Raw genomic sequence first — 17,092 nt, forward strand, 5'->3', positions numbered from 1 at the left:
TATAGCCCGAAGATGTTCCACCTGCACAATTATAAACTTTTACATTACAAACCAATAACACGGCTATGCCACTGGTGTAAGCGTTTTCTGTGCAGGATCAGGACTAGTTGTCAATAATGTGTTAGTATTGATGTAAAATTATTGTGAAGTATTTTGCTTCCGGGGTAAACACGTGAATACACTGCAACTCTCTATCGTACACCGTCTGCCGCAGAGCTATCGCTGGCTGGCCGGTTTTGCAGGTTCAAGAGTTGAACCGATTCCGCAAAACGGCTCGCAGAGTGAAAACAGCCTCGTGGCGTTGAAACTACTCAGCCCCGATGGCGAAAGCGCGTGGCCGGTCATGCATAAACTCAGCCAGGCCCTTAGCGACATCGAGGTCGACAGTTCTGTCGTGGAATGTGAAGGGGAACCGTGCCTGTTTGTTAACCGTCAGGACGAATTTGCCGCGACCTGTCGCCTGAAAAATTTCGGCGTGGCGATTGCTGAACCCTTCTCCGGCAACAACCCCTTCTGACCGTCAGCTCAACGCCAGCAGCTGACGGGTATACTCCTGCTGCGGAGCGGTAAATACGCGCTCGCACTCACCCTGCTCGACGACTTCTCCCTGCCGCAGCACCATCACCTGATGACACAGCGCCCGTACGACGCGTAAATCATGGCTGATAAAAATATAGGCCAGCTGATGCTTTTGCTGTAACGCCTTCAGCAGCGCGAGGATTTGCGCCTGCACGGTTTTATCCAGCGATGAGGTGGGCTCATCCAGCACAATAAGCTGCGGTTTGACGACCAGCGCCCTGGCGATAGCGATGCGCTGACGCTGGCCGCCGGAGAAGGCGGCAGGGTAACGATGCCGTGATTGCGGATCGAGACCTACCTCCTGCATCGCCTGAATCACCGCCTGTTCCCGTTCGGCGGGCGTGAGCGTTGGCTGATGAACGCGCAGTCCCTCTTCAATAATTTGCAGCACGTTGAGCCGCGGGTTTAACGATGAGTTAGGGTCCTGAAACACCACCTGCATGCGGCGACGCAGCGGCAGCATTTGCTGACGGTTACGTCCCTGAAGCGCCTCACCGTCAAAGGCGATCGCGCCAGCGGAATGAATCAGACGCAGAAGCGCCAGCCCGGTGGTGCTTTTGCCCGATCCTGACTCGCCGACCAGCCCCAGCGTTTCTCCCGCACGCAAATGAAAGCTGACGGCGTTAACGACGCGGTTATGATCGACAACCCGCCGCAGCAGACCTTTACGTATCGGGAAGGCGATACTCAGGTTTTCCGCCCGCAGTAATACCGGCGCATCGGGCGCGAGCGGGACGGGATCGCCCGACGGCTCGCTGTCCAGCAGGCGGCGGGTATAAGGGTGTTCGGGGGCGGAAAACAGCGCCTGGCAGCCGTTTTGTTCGACGCAGCGGCCGTTCTGCATCACCGCGACGCGATCGGCGAGCTGACGAACGATGCTCAGGTTATGGGTGATAAACAGCAGCCCCATATTTAACTCTTGCTTCAGCTCGCGCAGTAGCGTGAGGATTTGCGCCTGCACCGAGACGTCCAGCGCGGTAGTGGGTTCGTCGGCGATAAGCAGCTCCGGGCGGGTCAATAGCGCCATGGCGATCATCACCCGCTGGCGCTCGCCGCCGGACAGCTGATGCGGATAGTCGGCCAGCCGCCGGGGCGCATTGCGGATCCCGACGCGCTCCAGGCAGTCGAGGATTTCTCCGCGCGCCGCTTCTTTGCGCATCCCGCGATGCAAGGAGAGCACTTCGTACAGCTGTTTTTCCAGGGTATGTAGCGGATTAAGCGAAACCATCGGCTCCTGGAAGATCATCGCGATGCGGTTACCGCGCACGCCGCGCAGGGTGCGCTCATCCGCGTGCAGCAGCGACTGACCGTGAAAGCGGATATCGCCGGTGGGATAGCTGACCGGCGGCGACGGGAGCAGCCGCAGCACCGATAGCGCGGTTACGCTCTTACCGGAGCCGGACTCGCCGACCAGCGCCAGGGTCTCGCCGACGGCAATCTGCAGCGACAGTTCGCTGACGACGGAGGTGGTTTCTCCCTGCTGGCGAAAGGCGATGGAGAGGTTATCGATATCTAACAGAGGTTGCGTCATGCTACACCGCCTTGCTTGGGTCAAAGGCATCGCGAACCGCCTCACCAATAAAAATCAATAACGTCAGCAGCACCGCCACCGACAGAAAGGCGGCGATGCCCAGCCAGGGCGCCTGAAGGTTGTTTTTACCCTGCAACAGCAGTTCACCCAGCGAAGGAGAGCCCAGCGGCAGGCCAAAGCCGAGAAAATCGAGCGAGGTCAGGGTGGTTATCGAACTGCACAGAATGAACGGCAGGAAGGTCAGGGTGGCGACCATGGCGTTAGGCAGCATATGGCGCAGAATAATCGCGCGATCGCTGACGCCAAGCGCCTGCGCGGCGCGGATATAATCATAGTTACGGGTGCGCAGGAACTCGGCGCGGACGACGCCGACCAGCGTCATCCAGCCGAACAGCACGGTAATGGCCAGCAGCCACCAGAAGTTGGCCTGCACAACGCTTGAGAGCAGGATAATCAGAAACAGCGTCGGCATTCCCGACCATACCTCGATAAACCGCTGTCCCCAGAGGTCAATCTTTCCACCGTAATAGCCCTGAACGGCGCCGGCCATCACGCCCAGCACGCTGGAGAAGAAGGTCAGCAGCAGACCAAAGAGAATGGAAATGCGCGTACCGTACAGAATTCGCGCCAGCACGTCCCCGCCGTTGGCATCGGTGCCAAGCCAGTTCTGGGCTGACGGCGGCGAAGGGAAGGGCGCATCGGTGGCGAAATTTATGGTCGTCGCGCCGAACCGAACCGGCGCCCACAGGGCCCAGCCGTTATCGTCCAGCCGCTTTTGCAGCCACGGGTCCTGATAGTCGGCGGCGGTGGCAAAGCTGCCGCCGAAGGTGGTCTCGCTGTAGTTTTTCAGGAGCGGGACGTAGAGGCTGCCGCGGTACTGGACGAGTAGCGGCTTATCGTTAGCAATCAGCTCGGCGCACAGGCTACAGGCGAAAAGCGCTAAAAAGATCCATAGCGACCAGTAGCCGCGGCGGTTGTGGCGAAAACGCGCCCAGCGGGCCTGATTGACGGGACTAAAAAATGACATTAGCGGCCCTCAAAATCGATACGCGGATCGACCAGCGTATAGCTGATATCGCTGATGATATTCAGCAGCAGGCCAATCAGGGTAAAAATATACAGCGTGCCGAACATGACCGGGTAATCGCGAGATACGGTGGCTTCATAGCCCAGCAGCCCCAGTCCGTTAAGCGAGAACATCACTTCAATCAGCAGCGAGCCGGTAAAAAACATGCTGATAAAGGTAGCCGGGAAACCGGCGATCACCAGCAGCATCGCGTTACGAAACACGTGTCCCCAGAGGATCTGCTTTTCGCTTACCCCCTTGGCGCGGGCGGTAACCACGTACTGCTTGCGGATCTCATCAAGAAAGCTGTTTTTGGTCAGCATCGTGAGGGCGGCAAAACCGCCGATCACCGTTGCCAGCACCGGTAGGGTGATATGCCAGAGATAGTCGAGGATTTTTTGGTACCACGGCAGGCTGTCGAAGTTGGCGGACACCAGCCCGCGCAGCGGAAAGAGATCGAAATAGCTGCCGCCGGCAAAGATAACGATCAGCAAAATGGCGAACAGGAACGCTGGGATCGCATAGCCGATAATAATCAGCGTACTGCTCCAGACGTCAAAATGGCTGCCGTTGCTGACCGCTTTACGGATCCCCAGCGGAATCGACACCAGATAGATAATGAGCGTACTCCATAAGCCCAGGGTGATAGAGACCGGCAGGCTGTCTTTAATCAGCTGCAGTACCGATGAGCTACGAAACAGGCTATCGCCAAAATCAAAGCGCAGGTAATCTCCGAGCATTTTAAAATAGCGCTCGTGCAGAGGCTTATCAAAGCCGTAGCGGTGGGTTATCTCGGCAATCACTTCCGGGTCCAGCCCGCGCCCGCCGCGATAGTGCCCATCGCTGATGTTGCTGACGCCGGTACGCGCATGGCTGGCGCCCATCCCGCCGTCACCGGCGCCGGGCAAGCCGCCGCGATCGCCGAACTCAATCGCCGCAATCGCCTGATCGACCGGGCCGCCGGGCGCGATCTGCACAATAAAAAAGTTAATGGTGATAATCGCCCATAGGGTGGGGATGATGAGCAGTAGTCGGCGGAGCAGATATGCACCCATCTTAATTCCTTAGCGTCTGTCCGCGGGGAGTCTGGCCGCTTTGCTTGCGTCGTACCACCCGTTTTCGAAACCGGAGGAGTAGATCGCGCGGGTCTGCGGGAAGGAGAATTTGTCCCAGTATGCGGTTCGGTCCTGGGCCATATACCACATCGGCAGCATGTAATAGTTCCACGTCAGCACGCGGTCGAGAGCCCGGCCCAGCGGCAGCAGCTTTTCTTTATTACCCTGCCAGCGAATAATCTGCGCGATGAGCTGGTCGACGGCCGGGCTTTGGACCCCAGAGGCGTTGTAGCTGGAGTTAATATATTGGGAGTCCCAGGAGACTTGCAGGCCGGTGTCGGGCCAGGGCGTGGCGCGCCAGACGTTTGGCATCATGTCGTAATCCCGACTGCGCTTGCGGTTGCTGTACTGGGAGTTGTCGACCTGGCGGATATCCATAACGATGCCGAGCCGCTGAAGATTGTGCTGAAAGGGCAGGACCCAGCGATCGCTGCTGCCGGAGGGAAGCAGCAGCTCAAAGCGTAACGGTTTGCCGCTCTTCGCATTCACCCGGCGCTGGTTTTTCACTATCCACCCCGCCTGGTTAAGGATGGCATCCGCTTTCAGCAGGTTTGCGCGAGCGAAACCATCGCCGCTGGAAATTGGCGGCCGGTATATCTGCGTGAAGACTTCGGCCGGGATCTCTTTTTTCAGCGGCGTCAGCAGCGCCAGCTCGTCGGCATCCGGATAATCGCGCGCCGCGTATTCGGTATTCTGAAAGAAGCTGTTGGCGCGGCTGTAGGAGCCATAGAACAGCGCCTTATTCATCCATTCAAAATCAAAGGCGAGGGTGATGGCTTCGCGCACCCGGCGGTCGGAAAATACCGGGCGCTGAATATTAAACGCCAGCCACTGCGTGTTCTGCGCCGAAGTGTTGGTGTATTCGTCTTTGACGATATAGCCGTGGGTAAAGTTGCGTCCAACGTAGCGGGTCGCCCAGTTTTTGGCAACGTTCTCTTCGCGGCGGTCGACGGCGCCGGCCTTAAAGGCTTCGAAAGCAACGTTGTCATCCAGATAATAGTCGTAGCGCAGCGAGTCGAAATTCCAGCGCCCGCGGTTGACCGGCAAATCGGCAGCCCAGTAGTCCTTTACCCGCGAGTAGGTAATGTACTGGCCCATGCGCCAGGCGGTGATGCGATACGGGCCGCTGGCCAGCGGTGGCGCAGAGAGCGGGTCGCTGAGCTTATGATTCCTCCAGTATTTTTCCGGCATAACGGGCAGCGTCATCAGGCTAAGCATGTTCTCTTTGCCCGGGGCGGCTAAATCAATGCGCACGGTGAGCGGAGCGATGGCTTTTACGCGGGTGCCTTTATAATAGAGGCGAAACTGCGGCACCCCTTCGGTCATAAACTTCTGGAAGGTAAACGCGACATCGCTGGCGGTGATGGGGCTGCCGTCGTGGTAGCGGGCGCGCGGATTGAGCGTAATCTCCATCCACGAAAAATCATCGGCGTAGCGCGTATGCTCGGCAATCAGCGGATAGTAGCTGCCGGGCTCATCGTCAGAGGTGGTGAAGAGCGTATCGTATAAGCTTTCGGTACGAATACCCGGGTTGCCGCGCATGGCGTAGCGGTTGAAATTATCAAAGGTACCGATGGCGGCGAGGGTAATTGCGCCGCCTTTAGGCGCGGCGGGATTGGCATAATCGTAATGGGTAAAGCCTGCGGCGTATTTCGGCTCGCCGATAATCGCGAACCTGTCGCTCTCTTTAATGGTTTGCGCCTGGCTCTGCAGGCTAAATAAGGCCAGCAGTATCAGGCTGATGCGCGCAAAAATAACCAGGATCTCGTCCTCCCATGCCGGGCCTGAAACGGCCCGGCCTCTGATAGCAAATAATAAAGGACCCTTAGCGGGTTGGGAAATATTTCGCCGGTTCATCATGGGCGGCGATCAGCGCTTCCAGCGTCAGCGGCCGGCTTAGCCAGTATCCCTGCAAATAATTTACCCCATGATCGCGCAGCCATTCCGCCTGCTCCTGCGTTTCCACGCCTTCGGCGACGGTGGTGAGCTTCAGCCGGCGGCTTAGGGTGATAACCGCGTCCAGCACCGGCGAGGTCACGGTCTCCGTGCCGATAGCCTGTACGAAGCCGCGGTCTATCTTCAGGTAATCAAAGTTATAGCGTTCCAGATAAATTAGCGCGCTATGGCCGGTACCGAAATCATCAATCGCAATTTCAAAACCCTGCTCGTGCAGCCAGTCGAAGTTTTCTAAGGAACGATTTTTATCGATCATCGCGCGCTCGGTGATTTCCAGCACCACGCTAAAATGGTCGGTCGGCATAGCGGCGGTAAATCGCTGCAGATCCTGCTGAAAGCTCCCGGCGTGTAGGTGAATGGGGGAAATATTGATCCCCAGCTTGCTTCCGGCGGGCAGGAGCGTTTGCAGAACAGGCGCATCCTGCGCAATCAACGTTAAGAGATGGCGGGTAAGCGGAACGATGATCTGCTGGGTTTCTGCAAGGTTGATAAAGACATCGGGAGGGATCTCGCCGGCCACCGGATGCCGCCAGCGCATCAGCACCTCAACGCCGCTGATTTGTAGCGTCTCTGACCTCACCACCGGTTGATAGACCACGTAAAACTGATCGTTTTTGATGGCCAGCAGAAGCTCTTTACGCGGGTCCGACTTAATGGTGAGAACGTAGTAGCTTAAAAGTCCGGCCAGCAGTCCGCACACGACGCCCAGCAGCAGAGCGAACTGCGTATTCTCCGCCAGCCAGCTGTTGGCGTAGAGATAGACTTTCAGCGGCAGGCCGTCAATTTGCGTCTGGCGAATAGGCGGCGAGAGCAGGGTCTGCGGGTCGATGAGCTGGTTACTGAAGGTGGAAATGGCGACGTCCTTAATGGCCAGCGCCAGGCCGCTGAAGTCATTCTGTCGCGCTGAATAGAGGATATAGGGCGTCAGGTTGGCATTAATCGAGACAAAAATACCGTCTTTCCCGCCGTGGGGGCTACGAACCCACAACGCCAGCGCGGCGCTTTTGGGCATCATTGGCGTCCCGGGCAGAATCGCCATATCGACCGCTTGAGTAACATCAAGCTGGGGTATGAGCTGGGTTAAGGGCGTACTCATCGCGCCTGTAGCGGAGGAACAAAACGCGAGGCCATTTTTGACCAGCAGGACGGCGCGTACGTTTGGGCTGAAGGCCGCATGGGCGGTTAAGCCTGAGGCAACGTTCTCACATGGCTCATCGACCAGCGGCTGCAGGCCGTGGATAGTCTGATTTAAATCGTGAAAATAGTCCTGCAGATAGGTATGGACGTTGTTAATAATGGCGTCGAAACGCTCCGCCCGGTTGTGATAAATCACCATAAACTGGATGCTACCGGCCAGCAGGGCGACGGCTATTCCAATACATATACTGGTCAGCCAGTTTTTTCGCCGGGGAGCGAGGTGACGGGTAGGCATAGGCTATATAGTCAGTCCGTATTGTTGATGTGCGCCAAAGGGCTGATAGAAAAACGCTTTTTCTATCCCTGCTTAAAGACATAGCTTATTTTACGAAGTTTATTGGCTGGCGAGCAAAAAAAAACACCGCCTCGGCAGTGTTTTTTTGTTTCTTCCGTTGGCCAAGGGATTAACCAACGGCAGAAGACGATTACGAACGGCTCAGAACGCGTCGCGCTTCGTTATAGCGCTTTTTCCAGTATGGCTCATCCATGCTTGAAATGGTCACACCGCTGCTGGTGGATGCATGAACAAACTGATTGTTGCCGATATAGATACCAACGTGGCGGCCCGTGGAGCCGGCGCGGAACAGAACTAAATCACCGGTACGCAGCTGGGCGCGGCTGATCGATTTTCCGGAATCCTGCTGCTCTGAAGTGGAGCGCGGCAGTTCCAGGCCAAACTGTTCACGGAAAGTCCGTTGCACAAAGGCGGAACAATCGATGCCTTTACGGGTGCTGCCGCCGAGGCGGTAACGCACGCCCTTCCAGCTGGCATACTGATCCATCAAGCGGGACTTCACGTCCAGGTTGCGGACCATCGTTTCAAATTCATCCTGAGAGGCTTGCAGTGATGATAAATCGCCACTACCCACAGCAAGCGTCTCAGAATGCATATTTCTGGCGGTACTATTTGAACTACACGCGGAAAGCAGAACCGCAACTGCAATCGCGGGGGCGACCCGCAAGATATATCTCAAAATCGGCTGAGATTTGACCATGCTGTGTGTTATCCCTTGTTGTCCTTAACGACAATGTCGTTATAAAAAATGCCAAACGTGTTAGAGCCTAATTACCTGGTCGCAATGAGACAATTCCGTAAGCATAAAACTGTGGAGTCACGCACAAATTTATTCATTCTATGAATTGATGTTGCTGACGAGGCAAAACGAGATTGAGGTTACCCGATCAACCGGGGGATGGCGAGCGGTTTTACGCATTTTCTTATAAGTATTTTTGCGACAAAAAGTGAATCATCGGCAAAGGACAAAATAGCGGCAGTGGTGGGTAAAAAATACGCAATTTACTCATTTTTAAGATGATTAATATGACAGGAAGATGATACGTGATGAGAAAACAGGCGCGGGCAAAAAAAGGGACCCAGAACGATCCCTTATGAATGATATTAATTAATTGTAAAGATAGATTTAATTTTTTGCTTTTCTACCCGGAAGGTGGCGCTCAAATAAGGCAATAACCTTATCGCTCAATGAGGTCATCAATACCCAGGGGGCGCCAATGAGCACCGCCGTTAATGAGCCGACTGCAATATCGGTAAACCAGTGGGCGCCAATCATCACGCGTGGGAAAGCGAACACCACGAATATCACCAGCGCGATAGCAAACGCCCGGCGACCAAAATAACGCCACATAAATGACGCAAATATCAGCAGCATCATCCCGTGATCGCCCGGGAAGCTATCTTTTGAAGCGTCTTTGGTGGGGAATGAGATCACATCGCTCACTTTGGTGATGTCGGTAAAAGAGAGCGAAGGGCTGGCGCGCTTAACCGGCATCAGGTGCTGGGCCAGCTGATTGATAATGACGGCAGCCAGCAGCATCACCAGGCCGATGATAATCACCCGGCGGCGTCCGGCGCTCTGCTCTTTGAACCAGAAGCTCAGCATCAGGCTGCCCATCGCCAGTAGCGAGCAGGCGTCAAAGGCGCGGTTATTGATAATCGCCAGCAGCCAGGTATAGGCGGTGCTCACGCCAACCAGGTGATTAAAGAAATAGAAGATCGCTGAGTCCAGCGGATTCCAGAAACCATGGTTAACGGGAAGGTACCATGAACAAAAAAGCGCTATACCCGCCGCGTTCAGCAGCAGGATAAGGGGAATTCGATTTTTAATCATAACTATCATGTATTGGGTAAACGACGGCAACCATAGCCGTCTTAACTTAAACGAATCCTCAACAAGGAGGCCTGCAGTGCGTTCCAGTCCGTCTCAGTATCGGCAATCAGCTCGATGCGGCTGTCGGGTGGGGAGACGTTCTGCGTCTCAATATGCAGATCAAGCTGTTGACGATTGATCCGTACCAGCCCCTCCGCAATGCGCATAACGCCTTTGACGCGCCCGACCGGCGCCAGGCGCGCCCATTCGAGCAGGGCAACGGTGTCGAAAACGGTTTCAGCGTCAAAAATCCAGCCGCAGGCGTGATAGCCCTGACCGCTATTGAGGCTGCGGCGCCAGCGCTGATGGGCGGGGAGGCTCAGTGCCGCAAGGCCTTGTTTCTGCTCGTGGCCGTGGGCGTGTTCGGCGCTGGCGGGGAGCGGCGCAAGGTTGCGGCGCGGTAAATCAAGCAGCGCCGGGTCGATATTACCCCGCGTGGCGCTGACGAATCGGCGATCGCCTGCGTAGGCTTGCCACCATGCGGCAAAGGCGCGTTGACTCTCCTCCGTCGAGCGGTCGGCTTTATTGCTGATAATAACGTCAGCGGCCGCCAGCTGGTCACGAAAGTTGTCGTTGGTCACCGCTTTTTCGTCCAGCAGCTGGCGCGGGTCCAGCACGCACAGGGTAGCGCGCAGGTCGATCCACGGCTCGTATACCGCGGCGGTCAGCATATCGAGGATCTGTTTAGGATGGCCCAGCCCGGTGGGTTCTATCAGCAGGCGATCGGGTTTGCCCTGGCGTAGCAGGGTATTGAGCCCGACCTGCATCGGCAGGCCGTTTACGCAGCACATACAGCCGCCGGGGATCTCTTTGAGCAGCGCGCCGCTTTCCGCCAGCAGCGCGCCGTCAATACCCACTTCACCAAACTCGTTGACCAGCACGGCCCATTTTTCATCCGCGGGCTTATTGGCCAGCAGATGCAGAATCGTCGTGGTTTTGCCGCTGCCGAGAAACCCCGTGATCAAGTTGGTTTTGGTCACTTTTTCTCCAGGATAAATGTAATGTTGTAACAGTTACGCCTATCCTGACGAAAAAAAGGGAGAAAGAGAAGACTTAGCGCGGACAGAAGGGGATTCTGTCCGCTAAAAGGCAGTTATTGTTAAGCGTTCAGCGTGCCGGCAATCGCCTGACGCGCGCCAAAGGCGGCAAGCTGATGCCATGCGGCGGTGATGTAAGCGACAAACTGCGGATCCTGCGGCAGGTCGCGGCCGAAGATCTCCTCAAGCGTAAGCAGGGCCGCCACGCGCTGGTGTTCATCGCTGGCGGAGACCAGTTTCTGTATCTTATCGGCCAGCGGATCGCGAATATCAATCGCATTTCCGCCATCGTCAATACCGCTGACGTAGCGCATCCAGCCCGCGACGCCGAGCGCCAGCAGCGGCCAGTGGCTGCCTTGCGCAAGGTGGACGCGAATACCGTCAAGCATACGTTGCGGCAGCTTCTGGCTGCCGTCCATGGCGATTTGCCAGGTGCGATGCTTCAGCGCCGGATTGCTGAAGCGTTCGATCAGGCTGTCAGCATACGCCGTCAGATCCACGCCCTGGATAGATAAGGTCGGCGCCTGTTCGTCAAGCATCAGGCGGTAGGCGGCGCTGCGGAAAATCGGATCCTGCATGCAGTCGCTAATATGCGCATGACCCGCCAGATAGCCAAGCCAGGCGAGGAACGAGTGGCTGCCGTTGAGCATCCGCAGCTTCATCTGTTCCCACGGCAGTACGTCATCGGTCATCTGAACGCCCGCGGTTTCCCACGCCGGGCGTCCGGCAACGAAGTTATCTTCGATAACCCACTGAATAAAGGGTTCGCAGCTGATAGCGCAGGGGTCTTCTACGCCCAACGCGGCGCTAATTTCCGCCAGCGATTCATCGGTGGCGGCTGGCACAATGCGGTCAACCATGGTGCCGGGAAAGCTGACGCGCTCGGCGATCCACTGCGCCAGCTCCGGGCTCCGTTTTTCGGCCATTCCCAGCACGGCGTTTTTCACCACATGCCCGTTGTTGGGGATGTTATCGCAGGAGAGGACGGTAAACGGCGGTAGTTCACGCTGACGGCGGCGCGATAAGGCTTCGACCAGAATGCCGGGAACCGATTGCGGCAGCGTCGGGTTTTGCAGATCGTGGATAATGCGCGGCTGCGTCATGTCCAGCAGGCCGCTGGCCGGATCGATGCAGTAGCCTTTTTCGGTGATGGTCAGAGAGACGATGGCGACCTGCGGTTCGCAAAATTTCTCAATAATCGCGGCCAGCGAATCCAGTTTTGCGTTCAGGCATTCATGGACGGCGCCGACCACGATTGGCTGATTGCCCTCGGCGCCTTTTTCCAGCACGGTAAACAGGTGGTCCTGCTGGCGAAGCTGGCTCATCAGCCGATCGCCGCTGAACAGGCTGATCTCACAAATTCCCCAGTCCCCGCCGCCGGCGTTAAGCACCCGATCGGTGAGGAGCGCCTGGTGCGCGCGATGAAACGCGCCGAAACCAAAATGCACAATACGCGAACGCAGCTGGCTGCGGTCATATTGAGGGAGCTGTACGCCTTCCGGCAGCGTAGCCGTAGCTATGGTAGTCATTCTTAACACACCTGATTAACGGATAATTAACATTCCCAGTGTAAAGTTATATGACAACAAATTAAATTGGTGAGCCTTGTTTATCCGCTTAATGTGAGCTCGGTCATCATTTTTTGGCTGGCTACCCGGCTGGCTTGAAAAGCGGGCGCGCTTAATGGCGGAAAGGAGCGACAGTTTAATTATTTTTGGTATAACAACTTTGCGGCGTGTGAAGGGAGAGCAACGTTGCCAGCAGAGAGAGGGCCAGGCGCTGCGGATAAGGTGCGAAAAAAAGGACAGCCGCTGGCTGCCCTTTATGATGTTGCAAACGCAGAGTTTAGTCCGCGCGGCCCATGTAGCGGCTCTCTTCGATATGGATACGAATGCGCTCGCCCGCGCTCAGGTATTCAGGCACCTGAACGACCAGGCCGGTGCTCAGCGTCGCCGGTTTGTTACGGGCGCTTGCGGATGCGCCTTTGATACCCGGCGCCGTCTCTACGATTTCCAGATCCACGGTCTGCGGCAGCTCCAGCGCCAGCAGCTGGCCGTCCCAGGTCAGAACCTGCATATCCGGCATGCCGCCTTCCGGCATAAACAGCAGCTCTTCTTCGATCTGCTCTTTGGTGAAGATATACGGGGTGTAATCTTCTTTATCCATAAAGACGTATTCGTTGCCATCGATATAGGAGAAGTCAACGAAGCGGCGGGTCAGGGTGACGGTATCGACGATGTCGTCGCCTTTAAAGCGTTCTTCCACTTTCAGGCCGGTGCGCACATCGGAGAAACGCATTTTGTACAGCGTCGCTGCGCCGCGGGCGCTCGGTGACTGAATATCAATATTTTTAACAATCAGCAGTTTGCCGTTGTAATTCAGCACCATACCTTTTTTAATTTCATTCGCTCTTGGCATTGCAGTCATCCTGTCACTTAAAGGGTCGAAAATATCGCGTAAAACTACTCGCGCCGGGCCTTTCAGGCAAGTGGAATTCGCCTGTTTTGCTATCTTCAGGCAAAACGTTTAGGCTGGGCTGCTAAACGCGTTATCGGAAGAGTCGATTATGGAATGCCGCCCTGAATGCGGAGCTTGCTGTATCGCTCCTTCTATCTCCAGCCCTATCCCGGGCATGCCGCAGGGCAAGCCGGCAAACACCCGCTGCGTACAGCTATCGGAAAATAACCTGTGTCATATTTTTGGCTCGCCGTTAAGGCCGAAAGTATGCGCCAGCCTGAAGCCGGAAGCGGAAATGTGTGCCACCAATCGCGATGACGCCATGATCTGGCTGCTTCATCTTGAACTGAGCACTTCATCGTGACGACGCAAGCCGGCGCGAACATCCTTTAAACGTCTTTAATACGCCACAGGCAGGCCTGAGTGGCGATGCCCATCACCAGCGCAATCCAGAAGACGGCGTGATAGCTCCAGATTTCCGCGACGACGCCCGCCAGCGAACCGGCGATAATCCAGCCAACGCGCGTGGTATTGGTATAAAGCGTAGTGGCCGCACCCGCCTGTCCGGGCATCAGATCCTGAAAATAGAGCATGCCGATACCGGCGAGAATGCCGATGAAAATGGCGTTCAGCGCCTGCAGGGCCAGCAGCAGTCCGGGGGTATGCACGGTTAGCATGCCAACGTAAAACAGCACGCCGGCCACCGCCGAAATGCGCATCAGGAAGCGTTTGCCGAAGCGTTTGGCATAGTAGCCCGCAATCAGCATGGTCGGGATCTCCAGCCCGGCGGCGGTGCCCATCATGACTCCCGCCAGCTTTTCCGATAAATGCAGCTCATTGATGATAAACAGCGGCATATTAATGATGTACAGGCTGTTGATTCCCCACATCAGCGTACAGATGATAAACAGCAGCAGCGCGTCGCGGCGGTTGGTGCGCGGCGCTTCGAGATGGCCCGTAGCGATCTTCGGCTCTTTACGCATGCTGGGAAGAAAAAACCAGACCATCGCGCCGCAGACCACAAAGGCGACCGCCGCGCTGAGATACATCACGGTAAAGCCGAAACCCATCGCCAGCGCGTAGGCCAGCGGCGGCCCAATAACCCATGCCAGCGACACCTGAGCGCGCAGAATCGAGCTAAACATGACCGCCTCGCGGCCCGTTTTGTCCGCATGCTCGCGGGCGAGGGCAAACATCTGTGGGTTCGCGGTGGAGCCGAAGCTGCTGAGAAATACGCCGACGAACAGCAAAATAAAGTAGTTACGGTTCCAGGCGAAGAGCACGCAGGCCAGCACGCCCATCAGGCAGCAGAAGACGATCAGCCGCTTGCGGTCGCCTTTGCGATCCGAACGCCCGGCGAGGAACTGGCTTACCAGAATGCCGATCACCGCGCTGCCGGTAAAAAAGAAGCCGACCATCGCCGGTCGGACGTGAACCTCGTTAGTCAGAAACAGGCTCAACGTCGGCGTCTGGAGTGCCCCGGCGATACCCGTCAGGAAGGCGACGATCAGAAAGGCGGAAGAGGTGAGATCAAACCCGCGTCGTGGCAGGGCGGCGCTACTGTTTTGCATGTCGGCGTTCATCGGTTTTCAGGAGTCGCGGAGTTTACGCCGTCACTCAGAAAATGAACAGTACCAGGGCACGAATAAATCAAAAAGACGTTTCAAAATCAAACTTCAGCAGAAAGCTGAAGTTTTGCCGGTCTCGGCGCTCCCGCTTCAGCAAAAGTGTGCTGTATCTCTAACTTCTGTTATCAGGATTCCAACTTTCCTTGCCTGATGGCTAATAAAGGTACAGACTTCTTGAAACGTTTCAGCGTCATCGGGAGATTCTCCGGCAGGTAGATGACGCATTTTTTCTCAAAGTAGCTGAAACGATTCAATTCAGCAGGAGAGGAGAACCATGTTCCAGTTATCTGTACAGGATATTCATCCCGGTCAGCAGGCCGGTAATAAAGAAGAGGCTATTCGTCAGGTTGCCTCCGCGCTGGTCAGCGCGGGCAACGTGGCAGACGGCTACGTCAACGGGATGCTGGCTCGCGAGCAGCAAACCTCCACTTTTCTGGGGAACGGTATTGCGATTCCGCACGGTACCACCGACACCCGCGACCAGGTGCTGAAAACCGGCGTTCAGGTTTACCAGTTCCCTCAGGGCGTGACCTGGGGCGAAGGGCAAACCGCCTACGTCGCCATCGGTATCGCCGCCAGCTCGGATGAACACCTTGGGCTGCTGCGTCAGCTGACCCACGTGCTGAGCGACGACTCCGTGGCTGAACAGCTTAAGTCCGCGACGACCGCCGAAGAGCTGCGCGCCCTGCTGATGGGCGAAAAGCAGAGCGAAGCGCTGAAGCTGGATAACGAGACGCTGACCCTGGACGTTGCGGCCAGCGATTTGCTGACCCTGCAGGCGCTGAACGCCGCGCGGCTGAAAGAAGCCGGCGCCGTCGATGCTTCCTTTGTTAGCCGTACGATTAATGATAAACCGCTGAACCTTGGTCAGGGCATCTGGCTGAACGACAGCACCGAAGGCAACCTGCGCAGCGCCGTTGCCGTCAGCCGCGCGGCCAACGCCTTCACCAGCGATGAGCAGCCGGTTTCTCTGCTGATCACCGTCGCGATGGCCGATGACCAGCCGACGGCGGTGCTTAATCGCCTGAGCAATCTGCTCCTGGATAAAAAAGCTGACCGCTTGCTGAAGGCTGATGGCGCCACGCTGCTGGCTCTCCTGACCAGCGACGATGCGATTGCCGAAGATGTTCTCAGCGCGGAATACGTTATCCGCAATGAGCACGGGCTGCACGCGCGTCCCGGCACGATGCTGGTTAATACCATTAAACAATTCTCCAGCGACATTACCGTCACCAACCTTGATGGTTCGGGCAAACCGGCAAACGGCCGCAGCCTGATGAAAGTCGTGGCGCTGGGCGTGAAGAAAGGTCACCGCTTGCGCTTTACCGCGCAGGGTGAAGATGCGCAGCAGGCGCTGGATGCGATTGGCGAAGCGATCGCCGCAGGCCTTGGGGAGGGCGCATAAATGAGCAGACGTGTCGCAACGATTACTTTAAACCCGGCCTATGACCTGGTGGGTTTTACCCCGGAAATTGAACGCGGCGAGGTTAACCTCGTTCGCACCACCGGTTTGCACGCCGCAGGGAAGGGGATCAACGTTGCAAAAGTGCTGAAAGATCTCGGTATCGACGTCACCGTTGGCGGTTTCCTCGGTAAAGACAATCAGGATGGTTTTCAGCAGCTGTTCAGTGAATTGGGCATCGCAAACCGTTTTCAGGTCGTTCAGGGCCGTACCCGTATCAACGTCAAGCTGACTGAGAAAGATGGCGAAGTCACCGACTTTAACTTCTCCGGCTTTGAAGTGACGCCGGGCGACTGGGAGCGTTTTGTTAACGATTCTCTGAGCTGGCTGGGCCAGTTCGATATGGTCTGCGTAAGCGGCAGCCTGCCGTCCGGCGTGAGCCCGGAAGCGTTCACCGACTGGATGACCCGTCTGCGTAGCCAGTGCCCGTGCATCATTTTTGATAGCAGCCGAGAAGCGCTGGTTGCGGGGCTGAAAGCGGCGCCGTGGTTGGTGAAACCTAACCGTCGCGAGCTGGAAATCTGGGCTGGCCGCAAGCTGCCTGAGATGAAAGATGTCATTGAAGCCGCTCATGCGCTGCGTGAGCAGGGGATCGCCCACGTGGTTATCTCTCTTGGCGAAGAAGGCGCCCTGTGGGTCAACGCATCCGGAGAATGGATTGCCAAACCGCCTTCCGTTGAAGTGGTTAGCACCGTTGGCGCCGGCGACTCTATGGTTGGCGGCCTGATTTATGGCCTGCTGATGCGTGAGTCCAGCGAACATACGCTGCGCCTGGCAACGGCAGTCGCCGCGCTGGCGGTGAGTCAGAGCAATGTCGGTATTACCGATCGTACCCAGTTGGCCGCAATGATGGCGCGCGTCGACTTACAACCCTTTAATTAACAGCAGGAGAGGCA

At 56.6% G+C, this 17,092-nt stretch carries 15 protein-coding genes; 4 read left to right on the plus strand and 11 right to left on the minus strand.

The window, feature by feature from the left end; all coding sequences use genetic code 11:
* Window positions 1-172: 172 nt before the first annotated feature.
* Complete coding sequence (locus ACE3MN_RS08155; RefSeq protein ID WP_004133916.1) at window positions 173-517, plus strand: YejG family protein; 345 nt, start codon at window positions 173-175, stop codon at window positions 515-517.
* A gap of 3 nt (window positions 518-520) precedes the next feature.
* On the opposite strand, the gene yejF is transcribed toward ACE3MN_RS08155, so the two are convergent.
* The 10 genes from yejF to yeiP form a co-directional block, all read right to left on the minus strand.
* Window positions 521-2,110, minus strand: a complete 1,590-nt coding sequence (yejF, locus tag ACE3MN_RS08160; RefSeq protein WP_049088484.1) for a microcin C ABC transporter ATP-binding protein YejF — start codon at window positions 2,108-2,110, stop codon at window positions 521-523.
* 1 nt (window position 2,111) lies between these two features.
* Window positions 2,112-3,137: an ABC transporter permease gene (locus ACE3MN_RS08165; protein ID WP_004132447.1), complete on the minus strand. Its 1,026-nt coding sequence runs from the start codon at window positions 3,135-3,137 to the stop codon at window positions 2,112-2,114.
* Window positions 3,137-4,231 carry a microcin C ABC transporter permease YejB gene (locus tag ACE3MN_RS08170; RefSeq protein WP_064343003.1) on the minus strand — a complete coding sequence of 365 codons (1,095 nt, stop codon included), beginning with the start codon at window positions 4,229-4,231 and terminating at the stop codon, window positions 3,137-3,139. The genes ACE3MN_RS08165 and ACE3MN_RS08170 overlap by 1 nt, the downstream gene beginning before the upstream one ends.
* Before the next feature lie 9 nt (window positions 4,232-4,240).
* Window positions 4,241-6,046, minus strand: a complete 1,806-nt coding sequence (locus ACE3MN_RS08175) for an extracellular solute-binding protein (protein WP_064343410.1) — start codon at window positions 6,044-6,046, stop codon at window positions 4,241-4,243.
* A 70-nt stretch (window positions 6,047-6,116) separates the two neighbouring features.
* Entirely contained in the window at window positions 6,117-7,679 is a 1,563-nt protein-coding gene (locus ACE3MN_RS08180; protein ID WP_049099723.1) for a cyclic di-GMP phosphodiesterase, read from the minus strand.
* Between the two features lie 190 nt (window positions 7,680-7,869).
* Window positions 7,870-8,439 carry a bifunctional murein DD-endopeptidase/murein LD-carboxypeptidase gene (gene mepS, locus ACE3MN_RS08185; protein WP_004122922.1) on the minus strand — a complete coding sequence of 190 codons (570 nt, stop codon included), beginning with the start codon at window positions 8,437-8,439 and terminating at the stop codon, window positions 7,870-7,872.
* 426 nt (window positions 8,440-8,865) lie between these two features.
* Window positions 8,866-9,579: a phosphatase PAP2 family protein gene (locus ACE3MN_RS08190; protein WP_024359217.1), complete on the minus strand. Its 714-nt coding sequence runs from the start codon at window positions 9,577-9,579 to the stop codon at window positions 8,866-8,868.
* A 35-nt stretch (window positions 9,580-9,614) separates the two neighbouring features.
* Window positions 9,615-10,592, minus strand: a complete 978-nt coding sequence (locus tag ACE3MN_RS08195; RefSeq protein ID WP_024359216.1) for a GTP-binding protein — start codon at window positions 10,590-10,592, stop codon at window positions 9,615-9,617.
* A gap of 119 nt (window positions 10,593-10,711) precedes the next feature.
* Entirely contained in the window at window positions 10,712-12,178 is a 1,467-nt protein-coding gene (locus ACE3MN_RS08200; RefSeq protein ID WP_064371601.1) for a mannitol dehydrogenase family protein, read from the minus strand.
* A gap of 316 nt (window positions 12,179-12,494) precedes the next feature.
* Entirely contained in the window at window positions 12,495-13,067 is a 573-nt protein-coding gene (gene yeiP / locus ACE3MN_RS08205) for an elongation factor P-like protein YeiP (protein WP_004122911.1), read from the minus strand.
* A 148-nt stretch (window positions 13,068-13,215) separates the two neighbouring features.
* Between yeiP and ACE3MN_RS08210 the strand changes: the two genes are divergently transcribed.
* Complete coding sequence (locus tag ACE3MN_RS08210; RefSeq protein ID WP_004870363.1) at window positions 13,216-13,470, plus strand: YkgJ family cysteine cluster protein; 255 nt, start codon at window positions 13,216-13,218, stop codon at window positions 13,468-13,470.
* A 25-nt stretch (window positions 13,471-13,495) separates the two neighbouring features.
* Here ACE3MN_RS08210 and setB read toward each other — a convergent pair whose 3' ends face one another.
* Complete coding sequence (gene setB, locus ACE3MN_RS08215) at window positions 13,496-14,677, minus strand: sugar efflux transporter SetB (protein WP_004870366.1); 1,182 nt, start codon at window positions 14,675-14,677, stop codon at window positions 13,496-13,498.
* A gap of 331 nt (window positions 14,678-15,008) precedes the next feature.
* Between setB and fruB the strand changes: the two genes are divergently transcribed.
* Complete coding sequence (gene fruB / locus ACE3MN_RS08220) at window positions 15,009-16,139, plus strand: fused PTS fructose transporter subunit IIA/HPr protein (RefSeq protein WP_004870368.1); 1,131 nt, start codon at window positions 15,009-15,011, stop codon at window positions 16,137-16,139.
* Entirely contained in the window at window positions 16,140-17,078 is a 939-nt protein-coding gene (gene fruK / locus ACE3MN_RS08225) for a 1-phosphofructokinase (RefSeq protein ID WP_004103928.1), read from the plus strand.
* Window positions 17,079-17,092: the final 14 nt, after the last annotated feature.

Source organism: Klebsiella grimontii (assembly GCF_042137965.1).
In the GTDB taxonomy this organism is placed as follows: Bacteria; Pseudomonadota; Gammaproteobacteria; order Enterobacterales; family Enterobacteriaceae; genus Klebsiella; species Klebsiella grimontii.